This is a genomic window from Halalkalibacter oceani (genome assembly GCF_040544555.1).
Lineage (GTDB): Bacteria > Bacillota > Bacilli > Bacillales > Bacillaceae_D > Halalkalibacter > Halalkalibacter oceani.
Map to the genome: position 1 here is coordinate 1 of NZ_JBEPKD010000018.1, position 14,600 is coordinate 14,600.

Here is a 14,600-nt window from a genome sequence, read left to right on the forward strand (position 1 = left end):
CTCGCTAAGGATTCCCCGGACATTCACGTATACGCCTCGGGCGAACCACGTATGAGCCGCGAAGAGTTAACCGATGCGGTAGACGAGTTGAACCGTATGATCGAGTAGGCGGAGGGGGATTCGTCCCTTTCCCACCCTTTACATATCTGCGACACCGCCCTGACGCGTGCGGGCCGCGGAAACCCCGGGGTCGGTTCGTGTGTCACATTCGCACTTTAACGTGGTAATGTGTGTTTATGCACGTTTTTATACATAACGTTAAGCATTCGATCATATCCGCGATGCTTATACGGCAAGGGTTTCGCGATGAATAAAGTAAGTGACGAATAGAGAACGGTATATAACCGCTGTAACATGCGTCGTATCAACGTTTCTACGCGTCCGCTACCGTAACAAAACATACAAATGTTACGCTGTTTATTCGTTAAAATGTATTCGTTATTCATCTTAAAAACGATCATTTGACGGTTGTTTTTGGCACGGTCGACCCCCCAACCGGGGGCCTCCGTAATCCCCTATTCTGGCCAGTGAAAGTTGCGTACAAAATTTTAAAATCTCGGTGTAAAGTGAATCGCCATGTAAAGTAGATTGACGCGAGAAATATCCTCCGTTATAATAACTGTAACAAAATAAAATTAACGTTACACTAACGGAGGGAAGCCGATGTCTAACGAAGTGAATCCGATAAAATCTGACCGGGATATTGCGAAAATGAAAGCGGCTCTACATGGACGTAACCGACTTATGTTCGTCATGGGTGTATCGCTTGGACTACGTATATCCGACTTACTCGAAATAAAGATCGGGGATGTCCGCGGCAAAACGGAGCTAGTCGTTACCGAGACGAAGACGAAGAAGCCCCGCCGTATCAAATTGAGTAAAACGGTTATCGCGGAAGTGAAGAAGCTAGAGGGAGCAGACGACGAATATATCTTCCGCTCACGTCAGGGCGGCAATAAGCCGATCTCCCGCGTTCAGGCTTACCGTATATTAAACGAGGCAGCGGAACGAGCGGGCATTGCGGATAAGATCGGAGCCATCGGCACACACAGTCTACGGAAGACATTCGGATTCAAATTATATACGCAGGGCATCGATGTCACCCGGATCATGGCGATCCTTAACCATAGCACACCGGCCATGACTTTGAAATATATCGGTATTACACGGGATGAAATTGACGCGGCTTACGAGGCGATTGAGGTTTGACGTTGTAAACGTAACTGTCTCGTGCTATACTAATGTATATACGAGAAGAGACGTCCGTTTCACGGGTAGACTCCCGTACGAAGCTTCGTTATGGAGATTCCGGTTCTCGCGTTGTAGGTTCGAGTCCTACTAGGCGTGCCAAATGTACATATTATAAAGCCTTTTTCCTTTTTGGAAGAAAGGCTTTTTTTGTATTTTCTAATAATAATGCAAATACGCCAGAAGGTCGGCCGTGTTTTGCAGTGGGAGAAACCGGGTAGTAGTAGAACGGTGCTGCGTTTCGGTCATCAAACCTTCCTTTTTAGAAATTGACTTTCTCTACGCAATCGCTCACAATAAGAAGTGAGTTCTACTATCATATTGAACTGGAGAGGAATAACGTGAATCCCGCCACAACAATTGATTTAAAACGATTAAAAGCCTATCGTACTGAAGCCACTCGTTTTATGATGACGTATAAGTTTGCTTTAGACGAAATGAATACGAAAATTAAAATTTTACAAGAAGAATTTCAGCTGATTCATGATTATAATCCGATTGAGCATATCAGCTCGCGTTTAAAATCACCAGAAAGTATTTTAAAAAAGCTTCACCGCAAAAACTATCCCATCACTCTGGAAAGTATTAAGGACAACATTAAAGATGTTGCCGGCATCCGAATCACATGCTCGTTTCTGACCGATATTTATCAGCTGAGCGACATGATCCAGAAGCAGGGAGACATCAAAGTCCTTGAGGTGAAGGACTATTTGCGCGACCCGAAGCCAAACGGCTACCGCAGCCTCCATTTGATCATCGAGGTCCCGGTCTACATGTCCGACCGCCAAAGCAGTGTATGTGTCGAAGTCCAAATTCGGACGATCGCTATGGATTTCTGGGCGAGCCTGGAACACAAAATCTATTACAAATACAACAAAGAAATCCCAGAGCGCCTCCTCCTGGAACTGAAAAATGCCGCCGACCTCGCTGCGGTTCTTGATAAAAAAATGGAGGATTTGCACAAAGAAGTCGGGGAACTGAAAGATCAGGACGACGCCGATGAAATTGAAAAAATGATCAACAAAAACGAAAAAATCCATCTCCCGTCAAATTTCCTGACCTCGCTGTTTAACGATTAATCTTGCCGGCAGGTGCACAAATGAACTTTAAGTCGAGACGAGACACCGTCACAACCGTTACCATTTGGCTGACCGCCAGCTTGATGATCATCCCGTTTTTCACAAGGGAACTAATTAGCTTTTTCATTCTCGCACCGATTTGCACCCTGCTGCTCTGGTGCTGGTTTCAAACAGACTACACGCTCAAGCACGACGAAATCCGGATTCGCTGCGGCCCTTTTCGCAAACGCATCCAGATCGCTGAAATTAGACGAATAGAAGCAACTAGCTCGCTTGTTACGACCTTTTCTTTAGGGCTTTCCCTGAAACGAATCATCATTCATTACGGCGCAGGCTACTCTCTCGTCGAAATCTCGCCACAGCAGCAAGACGAATTTATCAAAGCCGTTACGGCGATCAATCCACATATCGAACTGCCAGGACTGGCCGATCCGAAGCCCCGTTGACCGCCAGTCCCTCCTATACAAAAAAATAATGTTGACAACCTGAAGAATTTGCTGTATATTTATAAATGTCGCAGGGCAGACATCCTCAAAAGCAAATTACATATGCGATCTGTTAGCTCAGTTGGGAGAGCGCCACCTTGACAGGGTGGAGGTCACTGGTTCGAGCCCAGTACAGGTCATCCCGCAAAACCCTTGATAGTCAAGGGTTTTTTGTTTTGTCTATTTAGACCAGTATCTCTGTCGGGACCCCTTTGGGGACAAAGTGGGGACGAACTATTTCACTCTTTTTAAATGGAGTTGCGCAGGAGTGTGATTTTCATTCCGGGCGAACTTATCAAATTTTCCTGCTGTGCGCTTTTCAACCAAAAGAGCAGTGGGTTTTCCGACTTTTTAATTTTAAAATGTAGCTATCTTCCTTTAGAGGTGTTACTTGTTCAAAGCTGATTGAAATACAGCTTTAGCGAATTTCACGACCGTGCTCCGGGGCAGGAAACGTGGCAATTGAGCCATAATAAAATTATTTCGCCCAACGATTGTATGGCTACGACCCTTTTCTACAGCCTTAAATGCTGCGTTTACGACATCTATCGGTTCCATGCGCTTACTTTTCAAGCTATCTGTACCGGATACTGCATGAAATGAACTCTTCGTTTCTCCGGGGCATAATGCAACGATTTGAATGCCGCTATCTCTGTATTCAGCCCATAATGCTTCCGTGAAGGAGAGGACATAAGCTTTCGTCGCACCATATACCGCCATATACGGTGTCGGTTGAAATGCTGTCATTGAAGCGACATTGATAATTATCCCTTCCTTTCTTTCAATCATGGAGCCAATAAAATGATGAGTTAATTCAGTTAAGGATAGAACATTTAGCTGAATTTCTTGATGAATACGAGTGGACAAGATTTGATTGAAAACACCCATCGTTCCAAACCCCGCATTGTTAATAAGAATGTCGATTGTTATTCCTAAATTTTCAACTTCCTGACCTAATTTCTGTGCAGCGGTAATTGACGAAAGGTCAACTGAAAGAGGAATTGCATTGATCAAATACCTGTCCTGAAGGTTATGTGCGAGTTGTTTAAGTTTATCCTCTGACCGGGCGACCAATAGTAAGTTACATCCTTTTTTAGCGAGTTCGTTTGCGAAAACCTCCCCTATTCCGGATGATGCACCTGTTACCAAGGCCGTCTTCTTTGAATAATTCATTTGCATTACCTCCAACAATTATTTTAAATGATTAAACATTTGAACGTTTATTTCAAAAAAAGACTTTCTTCATTTTGGAGAGAAAGTCATGGATGTTCTTCAAACGATTTAGCAGGGTCATCCGATAGGCTTTCGGCTGCATGAATGATTGCTTTAAGCTGGTCTATCACTGAGTTCTCAAGCGTTAAGCTGTAATAAACCTCCGTCTTCTCCTTCACAGAGTCTAAGATGCCTGCTTGTTTAAGTATTTTTAAATGATGAGATATGGCCGGCCTGGACAAATGAGATTGCTCCACAACTTGTGCAACGTTCATTCGTTTAGCTATCATAAACATCATTAAAATATCCTGTCTTACGGGATCCGCAAGCGCTTTGAAAATATCTGTGGACTTACGAATTTCATCTAGCAGAGCTTGCTTCTTTTCTAACAATACGCTTTGGCTTCGCTCCTTCAACCCATCACCCCTAGATCAAATGATTAAGTGTTTGATTATTTGTTTTAATATAGCAGATAGCTTTTAAAAAAGCAATGGTGGATTCTAAATAGATGATTACATTTGAAGGGGACGGCATTTGTATTTTGAAAACACGTCTAACCAATGACGGATAAGAAAGTTTCATCTTCACTAAACCTAAAGTGAGTTGACTTGTTCTGTTTATCTGAAGGTTGATATACTTACACAAACGATGCAGAAGAGTGGAAAAGGGAAGTGAGGAGGAACTATGAAAAATAACATTCACATTATGGGAGCTTCAGGGGCAGGTACTTCAACACTGGGTTCTGCATTAGCAGAGGTTTTGCCTCATGCTTATTTTGATACCGATGATTACTATTGGGCAACTAAATTCACTAAAAAAAGGGACATTCCTGATAGAAGAAGGATGCTTGAAAAGGATTTATCGCAAAATGAAAATTGGATTCTTTCTGGTGCATTATGCGGCTGGGGAGATCATTTTAGAAGTGATTTTGACCTTGTTGTCTTCTTATGGATTCCGCAAGATATAAGACTCGAAAGGCTAAAACAGAGAGAATTTCAGCGTTATGGGAATGAAATAGTAGCTGGTGGCAGCAAACATGAACAATATAAGGCATTTTTAGAGTGGGCTGCTTTATATGACAGTGCTGGAATGGAAGTTAGAAGTAAGACGTTGCATGAAAGTTGGTTGGCAAGCTTGTCTTGTCCGGTAGTAAGAATTGAAGGGGATTATTCAGTGAAGGAACGAGTTAATAGTGTCCTCGAGTACTTAAGCTCTAATTCGTGTTAGTATGAGTTTGAACAGCTAAGCAAGGTTTGGTTTTTAATATGATAGTTAGAGGCCACTGAAAAAGGACGATTTCCACTTTTTCAGCAGCTTCGATATTCAAGGGTTTTTTGCTTTGTTTTTAAGGCGAGTTTAACAACAATCATACTGACAATTGGGATGGGCTGTGTGTATGACGAAGAAATCCTTAGTTAGGCAAATACACATTTCTGAAAATACAAGCTGCTAGGTAAATGACTAAAGAATACTATGAGGTAACCTTAAAGTAGAGAGGAAGTGCAGCTTTGTATCCAAGTCATGGAAATCTGTATTATCAAGCTCCTTATGGTCAGGATGCTTCTTTTTCTTCAAGTCCATTTCAAGAGAACATGACTTACAGCGGAGATGTTGATGAAAGACAATTTGGCCAATGGTTTCTTCCAATAGGATTGCCACCAGGGATGCCTGGTCTCCAACCTCCGTTTGGACCTCCGAGTCAAGGCCAAGCAAGTGGACCACCACAAACGCCACCGCCATCAACCGTTCCTGCACAGACACAACAAATAGAAGCTTTCGCAGTTGATCCGGGGGGCATTAGAAGATGTTTATTCCGGTTTACGTACGTATGGTTAAGAGGCTTTCAGCAATTTTGGTTTTATCCAATCTTTGTCGGTCGAAACTCTATTGCGGGGTGGCGTTGGAATGGATTTAGATGGGTGTATTTCGGTATAAGCTTACGACAAATTCAATCATTTACTTGCTTCTAGCAAATAGAGCTTCTCCGTTAGTACTCGTTTGAGAACGAATCGAAATTATTTTGCTGTTCAAAATTGGCTTAAAGGTAGCTTGAGAGAGCAAACTGGAGAATTCAAGCGATTTCTCTCTGATGGCAGATTTTGATGCGCGAAAAAGGAATGAGTGTAGTCAACCGAAATGAAATAGACCCCTCTTAAGTCGAAAGCTTAGGAAAGTCTATTTCTTTTTGTCTTTTGAGCCACGTGGCAATTGTAGCTTACGTTGTGGATTTTCTTGTGTTAAATAACATGCCGATCAGCAGTGCTGCGAACAAACCGATTAAAGCGCCGGTGTATTCATAGTTGATGTATCCGATGATAAGACCGGATGAAATCAGAGTTAGAGATAATCCCATTAAATCCCTCCTTTTGGTGAGCTTAAAATTTGGCGGATAAGGTTAAATATTCCATCGATTCAATTAAGAAATCGACCCTGCCCTCTTACTGACTTAATGAATCCGGCAGGTAAGTTTGAAAAAAGATAATCCAGATGTTTACTACCTTAGCAGGATAACGAAAGGAAAAATGCTTTGTGAAGCTGCTGAAAATGAAGGTGAGTTCTTGGTGTGGAAAAGAAGTGGCGACCACTGACGAGAGGACTACAAATTCATTAAAGGATTTGATTAAGGTTACCACAGTTGAGGGTGGAAGTCAAATTAAGGTATACGAATGAGTTCATATGTGGTGCAGAGTTGAAGGGGATGGAGTATGAGGTTGAAGTGTAATATAGTATAAAATATAAGGAGAGGGTTATTTCCTATGGTAAATCGGGCGATGAACATGATAATGGCAGATTATGATGAAAATGGGTAGAACTATTAAAAGAGAAGCGCAGATAATTAGGAGGCCACTGGAAGCGCAAAAACCCCGTCCACATCAGCAAGGGTTAGAGTGAGTTTTTCGTTTGAGAACTCATTCATTCACTTCCACGACCTCTTTCGCGAACCAGTGAATGTAGCCGCATTCTTTACAGATTAACGTTTTTGCTGCGTCATTAAGCCACTCTACATCAAAAAAAGTCATGGCTCTTGTATTGAGTAATGTCTCATCTAATTCAAATTTGTCATGCTTGCAGTGGACACATCTTATCTCGATTTCATTTGCTTTATATTTTTGCCCGATCGCTCTTCGTTTTCTTTCTCTTTCCATTTCTTCAAACTTTTCTTCGCCTTCTTTTCGCAGCTCTTCTAAACGCTTTTTATTGTAATACACCAGTCATTCCCCTTTCTTTTTCTCTGTATGCTATCAAGTTTGGTTCGCTATTCAATGGTGAATTCCGCTGCCAAATCGTATTTATCATAGTCTCCTGGCTGTCTGAAATCGAGTATATTTTTTATAATACGGTAATGGCCCGAATCGAGGCTGCCATAGAGCCACTCCCAATCAACCGGCCAATCGAGGACAGTTGTAGAATCTAACCTATAGCCAATAGCATCAAATCCATAATTGTCGCCAATGGAGACTGGAACTTCATACCAGCTTCCATTGATGTTCTTCTCAAGCAAAAAGTATTCCCCATAGATCATCTGTTTATCGGTGCTGTTTTCAAATGTAACTGTCAAACCAGTAGAGGAGAGTGTTCCTTCCTTCGCCTTCATCGTTACCCCGTCTATGCTGTTGACGGTTTCAATCTGGCTCCGTTCCCAGTCAGCTGTCTCTCTATTATCACTTCCGCACCCTGAAAAGAGCAGTAAGCTTAGTGCCAGATAGAACAGAGAAAAGTCAACCCTGCTCATGTTATCGCCCCTTTTTCACCTGCTTCTTTCTCGACTCATGTTCCTTTATTCAGTACTTTCAACAAAGAAGCGTGCCAATCCTTCTAACGATGAAATGATTTACAGTCCGGCGGTTTTATAGCAGTATAATCGTACTGTATAAAATGACTAAGGAGTTATTTTTTTGAATATAGTGTAGGATGGAGGAAGGATAGGCAGATAAAGAGCTGTCTCAAGAGGCATGGATGGACGCTTCTTGAGACAGCTCTACTGCTTTAATACTGTAAAAGCCTCAGCCGTTTTTTGCGCGAAGGACAGCGGTGGCTCCACAGACTGAAAGTGGACGTACAGAATAGGCGGATCGGTGAAAATCCAATGATTATGAATCGCGCTGACGACCAGATTGTTTTTGACAAGCATATGAATAAATAAAGGTAGTTCCTCCTGCAGAACGGCGACTTCCCCGAGGTTAAGGGCGTTGCCTTCATGATCAAGTGATTCAAACGTGATCCCGGCCGGAACCGCACTACGGCTTATGCGGCCCTGGATCGTGACATGAAGATGGCGCCCGATTTCCACTGAACAAACGCCCTGTTCCATTTTAGGCTTGCCATTCACGGTGTGAGCATATTGCTGACAAAGGTTTTGCCAATAATCCACTTCATTCACCTCACTCTTATTCAACAGTATATGAATGAAGAGTGACGGTAGAACGGCTTCAAAGGCTAATTTTTATTCCCCTGTCTCAAGTCCTCCCGTAATTTTCTTATTTCTTCGGTCTGGTTCAGCACATTATTATTTAACCTGCGAATCGCGTCAAACACACAAAAAACCCCGATGAAAGTTAACAAACCAAATAAGTCCATTTCAAACATCTCCTTTATCCACTCTTCTTCTTAACAATAAAGCAGATAAAGAGAGATGTAAATGAATGTAAAGTATAAAAGGGCCCGCACCATTTGTTGGTCATTTGATTTGAGTGAAAAAGGGGGGGACGCCGACTTTTCGGTTCTTTGCTTTCATCTGAAAAGAAAGGGATTCAAGGGGCAAAGTGTCCCTGCTATTCTCCTTTGTTTGGATGTAAAGGAGGAGGTATTAACCAGCCTTTTTCTTTGCTGAGTTTTAAAGCTTTAGCTGCAAATTGTGCTTTACTTGTATGAAATTGTCCGTACATCATGGCGATATCTTCCCTGATGGATTGCCCCATAGCCTGACTGCAGGCGACTAATCCGGCCGCTGCATCCTTTGAAAGAGCAGCCCCTATTTCAGGATCGATAAATCTTGCCCCGACTGGAATATCTTCTAAGTTGGCGACAGGGCGATCCGCTTGGGCCGGTGGAGGAGCAACACCATTTGCTTTAAGTATTTCTTGCAGTTGCTGATTCTCAGTTTGCAAACCGTCAATGCCTTCTTTAATTAATTTCTTTAGATCCTCGTCACCTGCATGGTGATAAAAAGCTTGATACGCAGAAATCATTCCATTATTTCCTAATACATTTGACCATACAGTAAATACTTCTCCATAATGCAAAGGTTCATCTTGAGGATTACCGCTTAAAATACCCATAACAACACTCCTTGTTTGAACGTTCATCGTTTTTTCTCCTTTAAGAAAGGTAATACGAAAATTAGTATTTAATATGTGGGACTGGATTATTCAGGATTACTCAATAATATTTGTCAGATATTTTAGGGGAGAACCTGCTGAATTTATCTGACGACGATTTTTCACATTAATTGAGCCTAGACGGGCACCTAAAATCAGTTTGTAAATACACTGAAGTGAAAGTATTAAAAGGAGGGGTGTCAGTGTTTTATCATGTCAAGGAATTACAGTACCATGCAAAACCGGAAAGACCTGACCCGATATTTGCACGTCAATTACAGGAAGTATTAGGAGGGCAATTTGGAGAAATTTCCGTTGCACTGCAATATATGTTTCAAGGGTGGAGTGTCCGTGGCAATGGTAAATATAAGGATTTGTTAATGGATACCGGGGCAGAAGAGTTGGCTCATATTGAAATGTTGGCGACAATGATTGCCCGTTTGTTAGACGGAGCTCCTGTAGGGGACTTAGAGAGTGTCGCGCAAGATCCGATTGTGGGTGCCATCCTTGGAGGAATGAATCCACAACATGCAATTGTTTCTGGATTAGGGGCATTGCCGGCTGACAGCAACGGGAATAGGTGGACAGCAGATTATATCATTGCCAGCGGAAATTTACTAGCTGACTTCAGAGCCAATTTGAATGCTGAATCACAAGGAAGACTTCAGGTCGCGAGATTGTATGCCGCTACAAATGACCGTGGGGTAAAAGATATGCTTTCGTGGCTGATTGCGAGAGACACAATGCACCAAAATCAATGGATCGCCGCGATTTGTGAGCTGGAGGAGAAAGAGAACGTTGTCGTTCCAAGCACATTCCCGAAAGAGCTTGAAAAACAAGAAGTGTCGTATACATTATTTAATCTCTCACAAGGAAATGAAAGTGCTGAAGGGCGTTGGGCTTCTGGTCCAAGCATGGATGGTCTAGGCACATTTAATTACGTAGAAAACCCTGTCCCTTTTGCTGAGAAACCTACATTAAACCCTGCTCCTGATTATATTTTCGATACGCCACCAGCTGTGGTAGCAGGAAGAGACAGACAAATTCCTCCTCATTTATATTAGTTCTCCTGCTAGTAAGAAAATGAATGTTCATCCTCTTTTATCATTCCTGGGCGACAAGAACATAAAAGAAGCAGAAATGATAAAGTGAGTTGAAGTCCCGTTCGGCCATGCGTAAAGAATTGCCTCTCTCAATGTTGAAAGGCGCTTCAATATGAATGGCCGATTTTTATCTGCTACTACAACGCTGTTTTTCAGAAATCCAGTTTATGAGTTTCTATATACATAAGGATGCTGTTCACAACTAACTTAAGGAAAATTAAGCAATCTTTAACCTTTAGTCTAAACGAAGTACCAATGCTCTCCGACTGGCACCGCACTTTGGCTTACTCTTGTATTAGTTTGAGCTAGGAAATAAACAGCCCCTAAAAACATTTTTACTCTTTTTTCAATTTGAATAGCTCAAGTTCTGTCTCTGTTATTTTATGAGTCTGGAAGGCAAGCCGATCTTCAATATTCGTTAGACGGAATATGATAGTGGAATGATATTCGGATAGTTTTCCTGTATGGAGATAAATAATCTCCTGTTTTTGTTCAAGGCGGAAGACAACTTCTTTTATTTCAGTTGAATCCACTTTTAAGTCGGAGACGTCGGTTTTCAGATCGGTGACATCTGTTTTAAGTCCAGAGACATCAGAAGTAAGACCGACCATATTTGAATCCATCCGGGCGAAATCGGTTTTCAGATCGGCGACGTCTGTTTTAAGTCCGGAGACATCGGAAGTGAGATCAGCGACATTTGATTTAAGTCCGGAAACATCTGTTTTCAGGTCGGCGACGTCCGTTTTAAGCCCGGAGACATCGGAAGTGAGGTCAGCGACATTTGATTTAAGTCCGGAGACATCGGTTTTCAAGTCGGCGACGTCCGTTTTAAGCCCGGAGACATCGGTGGTCAGGTCGGCGACATTTGATTTAAGTCCGGAAACATCGGTTTTCAGATCGGCAACGTCCGTTTTAAGCCCGGAGACATCGGAAGTGAGGTCAGCGACATTTGATTTAAGTCCGGAAACATCGGTTTTCAAGTCGGCGACGTCCGTTTTAAGCCCGGAGACATCAGTTTTTAGTTCGGTCACGTCCATTTTTAGTCCGTTAATGTCGGTTGAAACAGTATCCAGTTTGGATAAAATCTGATGGAGCAATTGTTCGCTCATAAGTGTCCTCCTTATTATTGAAATATGCCTATCTCTGCTACTATTTCTTGTCATAAGGTTTAGGGATTCACGTTTTACGGATGGGACTTTAAAGGAGAGTTGCCGAGCAGGGGAGATAGTCAAAATTTGGTGATCTTTTCTACAGTGTTGTTACAAATCATTAGTTACTATTTTAGCACAATTGTCGTATTGGTAAAGGGGAGGGACAAAAGATTGTTATTTTAAAATCTTTTGTCCAGCCCTTGGTCAATGCTAGTTTTGTCTCAAGCCTTTGGAAAGATGATCAGTTAAAATGGTTCATTTAACGCCTTGGAAGCAAGGTTTACATCGTTTTGCAGCAGGCGTTCGAGATTATAAGCAGGGTAAAAGCCGTTTTTGTACATATAGTTGAAGATTTTCGCGTGGGTATCGATTCCTTGGATTAACTGTTTTTTTAGAACGGCTCTGAGGGACGGGGTTGCCGTCTCGGTTATGGCGATTGAGTAATTTCTGACACCCGACTTAAAGAGGGCCAATAAGTCGCCTGCATGAAAAGGGAGCTGGTCGTTGCGAAAGTCATCCTCTTCTGGAGAGCGGGGGGCCAGCGGGTAGAATTCCAGCAGTTCTGCCACATTATTTGATAGTCCGTTTATTGCTTCTTTGTAAAGCTGCTTTAATTCGGGGTCTGTTATGTCGGGATATGTCTTTTTTATCTTCATTAAACCAATTGATTGAGAAGCGACTAATTCGTGCATGTCTAACGTTTCGTGCCAAGCAAGATGTTCTGGTGCACTGTTGTTTTCCATTATATTTTCTCCCCTTTCACATTCAGAATAACCTATTCCACTTGCTGTTAATGGGAAATTTGTCTAATGGTTTTTGGGCGGTGTAACGCGTTTGCCATCAGGTAAGCAGTAACAAACTCCCTGTTCAATAAGGAAAAACGCGCGCCAGTAACATTTTCTCTTCTATTCTTTTTCGTTTTAGCTTAATATGGTGAAGAATGCTGGAACTTACAAGGGAGGAAGTCAAATGGAAGTTATGGAGTTTATTTTTTCAGTTGTTTTGCTTATTATCTTTTATCTCATTTTGAAAAGCGCGATAAGAAATGGAATAAATGAATCACGACTTGGAATCTTTTTACAGAAAAAAATATGGGATTGAAGAAGAGGCTGACAAATCACCGCTTCAAAAGGAAATTGATAAAAGCATGGAGGATAATAAATATAAATATTGAAGGCTGCTTTGGTGGACGAGTGATAAAGATTTGAAAGAGGGATGAGGAATGGAACGAAAAGTCGAAGCCGTTTCGTTTGATGGCATTACGGTTGAGTATTCACTGATTGGTGAAGGGGAGCCGGTTCTTGTGATGCATGGCGGGCATTCAAATTGCAACGAGGAATTTGGCTATCAGGCTTTAGTTGAGAACGGCTTTACTGTCATCACTCCGTCAAGACCGGGATATGGGAGAACTTCAAAAGAAGCGGGGAAAGATCTTGCCAAGGCATGTGAGTATTATGTAAAATTATTGGATCACTTAAAACTGAAGAACGTTCATGTACTGGCGATTTCCGCCGGAGGTCCGAGCGGGATCTGGTTAGCTGCGAATTATCCAGAGCGCATTAGTACGCTTACGCTGCAATCGCCTGTTACGAAGGAATGGCTGAAGCCGCCAGATAAAGAATACAAGGTGGCGCGGGCATTATTTCATCCTAAAACGGAAAAAGTCACATGGCGGTTGGTCGCCGCGCTGAGCAATCTGTTTCCACGGTTTATTTTTAAACAAATGTTGCCTTCCTTCAGCAAATTAACGTATGCTCAAGCAAAAGGTCAAATAAGCGAGGATGATGTCGATGCGATTCGGAAGATGAATAACCGTCAACGCTCAGGCTTTGGTTTCCTTCTCGATTTAGCTCAGGTGAACGCGATTACGAGTGATGATTTGCGTGCAATTACTTGCCCGACTCTCATAATGCACAGTAAGCATGATCGTTCTGTCCCTTTGGATCACGCTCACTACGCGCAAGAACAGATTCCTGGCTCAAAGCTTTGTATACTTGAATCATGGGGTCACTTAATTTGGCTGGGGGCATCGTCAGCTCTCACCGATGAAACGGTCATTGCCTTCTTACAGTCAAAACAACGATCCTAACTTTAAAGAATGAAAGAAAAATGGTGGTGGGAACAATGAATAATAGCCTGATCATTAAGCCATACTCCAGCAAAAACCAAGCTGAAGTCGTACAATTAATTGTGCACATTCAACAAGAAGAATACAAAATTGCGATAACAAAAGATGACCAGCCTGATTTGTTTCAGGTTGAAGAGTTTTATCAAACAGGGGATGGAAACTTTTGGGTTGCGATGTATGGCGGAAAAGTTGTCGGCACAATCAGTCTTTTAGATATAGGGAACAAGCAGGTTGCGTTAAGGAAAATGTTTGTCGCAAAAGAATTCAGAGGATCAACATATAAGACGGCAAGCTTGTTATTGGCTACGGCCATCGCATGGGCGAAAGAACGGCAAATCAAGGCAATTTATCTTGGGACAACGCCCCAGTTTTTAGCTGCACATCGTTTTTATGAAAAAAATGGCTTTACACGTGTTTCTCCTGATGATTTGCCTGAAAAATTTCCAGTGCTGCCTGTCGATAAATTGTTTTACCACTTGGAGTTTTCCTGAAGGGGAGGAAGAAAGTGGTAACGTTGAACCCGCAGCCTCGAGGCTTTCGTATACTATGATACATAATCCGGGGTGCGCCCTTGTACAGGAATATCTTAGTAAAGGGTGATAATTGACTTTGGGAAATTGGTGGAATATGTTATAATGGCGGTAATTAAGAGAAAGCTAAAAAAGACCGAAAGTGCGCGAACACTTCCGGTCGTGTACAACAGTTGCTCCGTAAAGAGCGGCTGGCTCCATAATCTGATGAAATAGACCATCCCGTAAGTTTCTGAGGCTCAAGGGAGGTCTATTTCTGTTTATCTTGCGACAGTATGGCGACGAGAACGCCAAAAGCAATCATCAATGTAAGTGCTTCGTATACTGTCATTGGCCTCACCCCCTT

At 42.3% G+C, this 14,600-nt stretch carries 19 protein-coding genes and 1 tRNA gene; 9 read left to right on the forward strand and 11 right to left on the reverse strand.

All coding sequences use genetic code 11. The annotated features are described in order from the left end of the window. Nucleotides 1–663: 663 nt before the first annotated feature. The 4 genes from ABMB67_RS16655 to ABMB67_RS16670 all read left to right on the forward strand — a co-directional run bounded on the left by ABMB67_RS16655 (nucleotide 664) and on the right by ABMB67_RS16670 (nucleotide 2,952). A complete protein-coding gene (locus tag ABMB67_RS16655; protein ID WP_354572761.1) occupies nucleotides 664–1,209 on the forward strand; it encodes a tyrosine-type recombinase/integrase in 546 nt (181 codons plus the stop codon). Nucleotides 1,210–1,655: 446 nt separating this feature from the next. Further along, entirely contained in the window at nucleotides 1,656–2,327 is a 672-nt protein-coding gene (locus ABMB67_RS16660; RefSeq protein ID WP_251224057.1) for a GTP pyrophosphokinase, read from the forward strand. Between the two features lie 20 nt (nucleotides 2,328–2,347). After that, complete coding sequence (locus ABMB67_RS16665; protein WP_354572762.1) at nucleotides 2,348–2,773, forward strand: PH domain-containing protein; 426 nt, start codon at nucleotides 2,348–2,350, stop codon at nucleotides 2,771–2,773. A 106-nt stretch (nucleotides 2,774–2,879) separates the two neighbouring features. Next, nucleotides 2,880–2,952, forward strand: a tRNA-Val gene (locus tag ABMB67_RS16670). A gap of 247 nt (nucleotides 2,953–3,199) precedes the next feature. Here the strand turns inward: ABMB67_RS16670 and ABMB67_RS16675 are convergent. Further along, a complete protein-coding gene (locus tag ABMB67_RS16675) occupies nucleotides 3,200–3,985 on the reverse strand; it encodes an SDR family NAD(P)-dependent oxidoreductase (RefSeq protein ID WP_354572763.1) in 786 nt (261 codons plus the stop codon). Nucleotides 3,986–4,071: 86 nt separating this feature from the next. Beyond that, nucleotides 4,072–4,440 carry an ArsR/SmtB family transcription factor gene (locus ABMB67_RS16680; RefSeq protein WP_354572764.1) on the reverse strand — a complete coding sequence of 123 codons (369 nt, stop codon included), beginning with the start codon at nucleotides 4,438–4,440 and terminating at the stop codon, nucleotides 4,072–4,074. 268 nt (nucleotides 4,441–4,708) lie between these two features. On the opposite strand from ABMB67_RS16680, the gene ABMB67_RS16685 reads away from it, so the two are divergent. After that, a complete protein-coding gene (locus ABMB67_RS16685) occupies nucleotides 4,709–5,251 on the forward strand; it encodes an ATP-binding protein (protein ID WP_354572765.1) in 543 nt (180 codons plus the stop codon). Nucleotides 5,252–6,239: 988 nt separating this feature from the next. On the opposite strand, the gene ABMB67_RS16695 is transcribed toward ABMB67_RS16685, so the two are convergent. The 6 genes from ABMB67_RS16695 to ABMB67_RS16720 all read right to left on the reverse strand — a co-directional run bounded on the left by ABMB67_RS16695 (nucleotide 6,240) and on the right by ABMB67_RS16720 (nucleotide 9,303). Beyond that, on the reverse strand, nucleotides 6,240–6,377 hold the full coding sequence (locus ABMB67_RS16695) for a hypothetical protein (RefSeq protein WP_251223949.1): 138 nt from the start codon (nucleotides 6,375–6,377) through the stop codon (nucleotides 6,240–6,242). A 556-nt stretch (nucleotides 6,378–6,933) separates the two neighbouring features. Continuing rightward, nucleotides 6,934–7,233: a hypothetical protein gene (locus tag ABMB67_RS16700; RefSeq protein WP_354572767.1), complete on the reverse strand. Its 300-nt coding sequence runs from the start codon at nucleotides 7,231–7,233 to the stop codon at nucleotides 6,934–6,936. 47 nt (nucleotides 7,234–7,280) lie between these two features. Next, nucleotides 7,281–7,757, reverse strand: coding sequence for an immunoglobulin-like domain-containing protein (locus tag ABMB67_RS16705; RefSeq protein WP_354572768.1), 477 nt, complete (start codon nucleotides 7,755–7,757; stop codon nucleotides 7,281–7,283). Nucleotides 7,758–8,003: 246 nt separating this feature from the next. Further along, on the reverse strand, nucleotides 8,004–8,405 hold the full coding sequence (locus ABMB67_RS16710) for a DUF1259 domain-containing protein (protein WP_251223946.1): 402 nt from the start codon (nucleotides 8,403–8,405) through the stop codon (nucleotides 8,004–8,006). Between the two features lie 56 nt (nucleotides 8,406–8,461). Continuing rightward, the gene (locus ABMB67_RS16715) at nucleotides 8,462–8,602 is read right to left on the reverse strand and encodes a hypothetical protein (protein WP_251223945.1); all 141 of its coding nucleotides are present in this window, start codon (nucleotides 8,600–8,602) and stop codon (nucleotides 8,462–8,464) included. Between the two features lie 194 nt (nucleotides 8,603–8,796). Continuing rightward, nucleotides 8,797–9,303: a DUF3231 family protein gene (locus ABMB67_RS16720; RefSeq protein WP_251224056.1), complete on the reverse strand. Its 507-nt coding sequence runs from the start codon at nucleotides 9,301–9,303 to the stop codon at nucleotides 8,797–8,799. A 242-nt stretch (nucleotides 9,304–9,545) separates the two neighbouring features. Between ABMB67_RS16720 and ABMB67_RS16725 the strand changes: the two genes are divergently transcribed. After that, a complete protein-coding gene (locus ABMB67_RS16725; protein ID WP_354572769.1) occupies nucleotides 9,546–10,406 on the forward strand; it encodes a manganese catalase in 861 nt (286 codons plus the stop codon). A gap of 374 nt (nucleotides 10,407–10,780) precedes the next feature. On the opposite strand, the gene ABMB67_RS16730 is transcribed toward ABMB67_RS16725, so the two are convergent. Beyond that, nucleotides 10,781–11,554: a hypothetical protein gene (locus ABMB67_RS16730; RefSeq protein ID WP_354572770.1), complete on the reverse strand. Its 774-nt coding sequence runs from the start codon at nucleotides 11,552–11,554 to the stop codon at nucleotides 10,781–10,783. A gap of 287 nt (nucleotides 11,555–11,841) precedes the next feature. Continuing rightward, the gene (locus ABMB67_RS16735) at nucleotides 11,842–12,339 is read right to left on the reverse strand and encodes a spore coat protein (protein WP_354572771.1); all 498 of its coding nucleotides are present in this window, start codon (nucleotides 12,337–12,339) and stop codon (nucleotides 11,842–11,844) included. 226 nt (nucleotides 12,340–12,565) lie between these two features. On the opposite strand from ABMB67_RS16735, the gene ABMB67_RS16740 reads away from it, so the two are divergent. The 3 genes from ABMB67_RS16740 to ABMB67_RS16750 all read left to right on the forward strand — a co-directional run bounded on the left by ABMB67_RS16740 (nucleotide 12,566) and on the right by ABMB67_RS16750 (nucleotide 14,215). Then, nucleotides 12,566–12,697: a hypothetical protein gene (locus ABMB67_RS16740; protein ID WP_354572772.1), complete on the forward strand. Its 132-nt coding sequence runs from the start codon at nucleotides 12,566–12,568 to the stop codon at nucleotides 12,695–12,697. A gap of 121 nt (nucleotides 12,698–12,818) precedes the next feature. After that, nucleotides 12,819–13,685 (forward strand): alpha/beta fold hydrolase, encoded by an 867-nt coding sequence (locus tag ABMB67_RS16745; protein WP_354572773.1) that lies wholly within the window; start codon nucleotides 12,819–12,821, stop codon nucleotides 13,683–13,685. A gap of 35 nt (nucleotides 13,686–13,720) precedes the next feature. Then, nucleotides 13,721–14,215, forward strand: coding sequence for a GNAT family N-acetyltransferase (locus ABMB67_RS16750; protein WP_354572774.1), 495 nt, complete (start codon nucleotides 13,721–13,723; stop codon nucleotides 14,213–14,215). A 289-nt stretch (nucleotides 14,216–14,504) separates the two neighbouring features. Here the strand turns inward: ABMB67_RS16750 and ABMB67_RS16755 are convergent, their stop codons facing one another. Next, nucleotides 14,505–14,585 carry a putative holin-like toxin gene (locus ABMB67_RS16755; RefSeq protein WP_354572822.1) on the reverse strand — a complete coding sequence of 27 codons (81 nt, stop codon included), beginning with the start codon at nucleotides 14,583–14,585 and terminating at the stop codon, nucleotides 14,505–14,507. Between the last annotated feature and the right edge of the window lie 15 nt (nucleotides 14,586–14,600).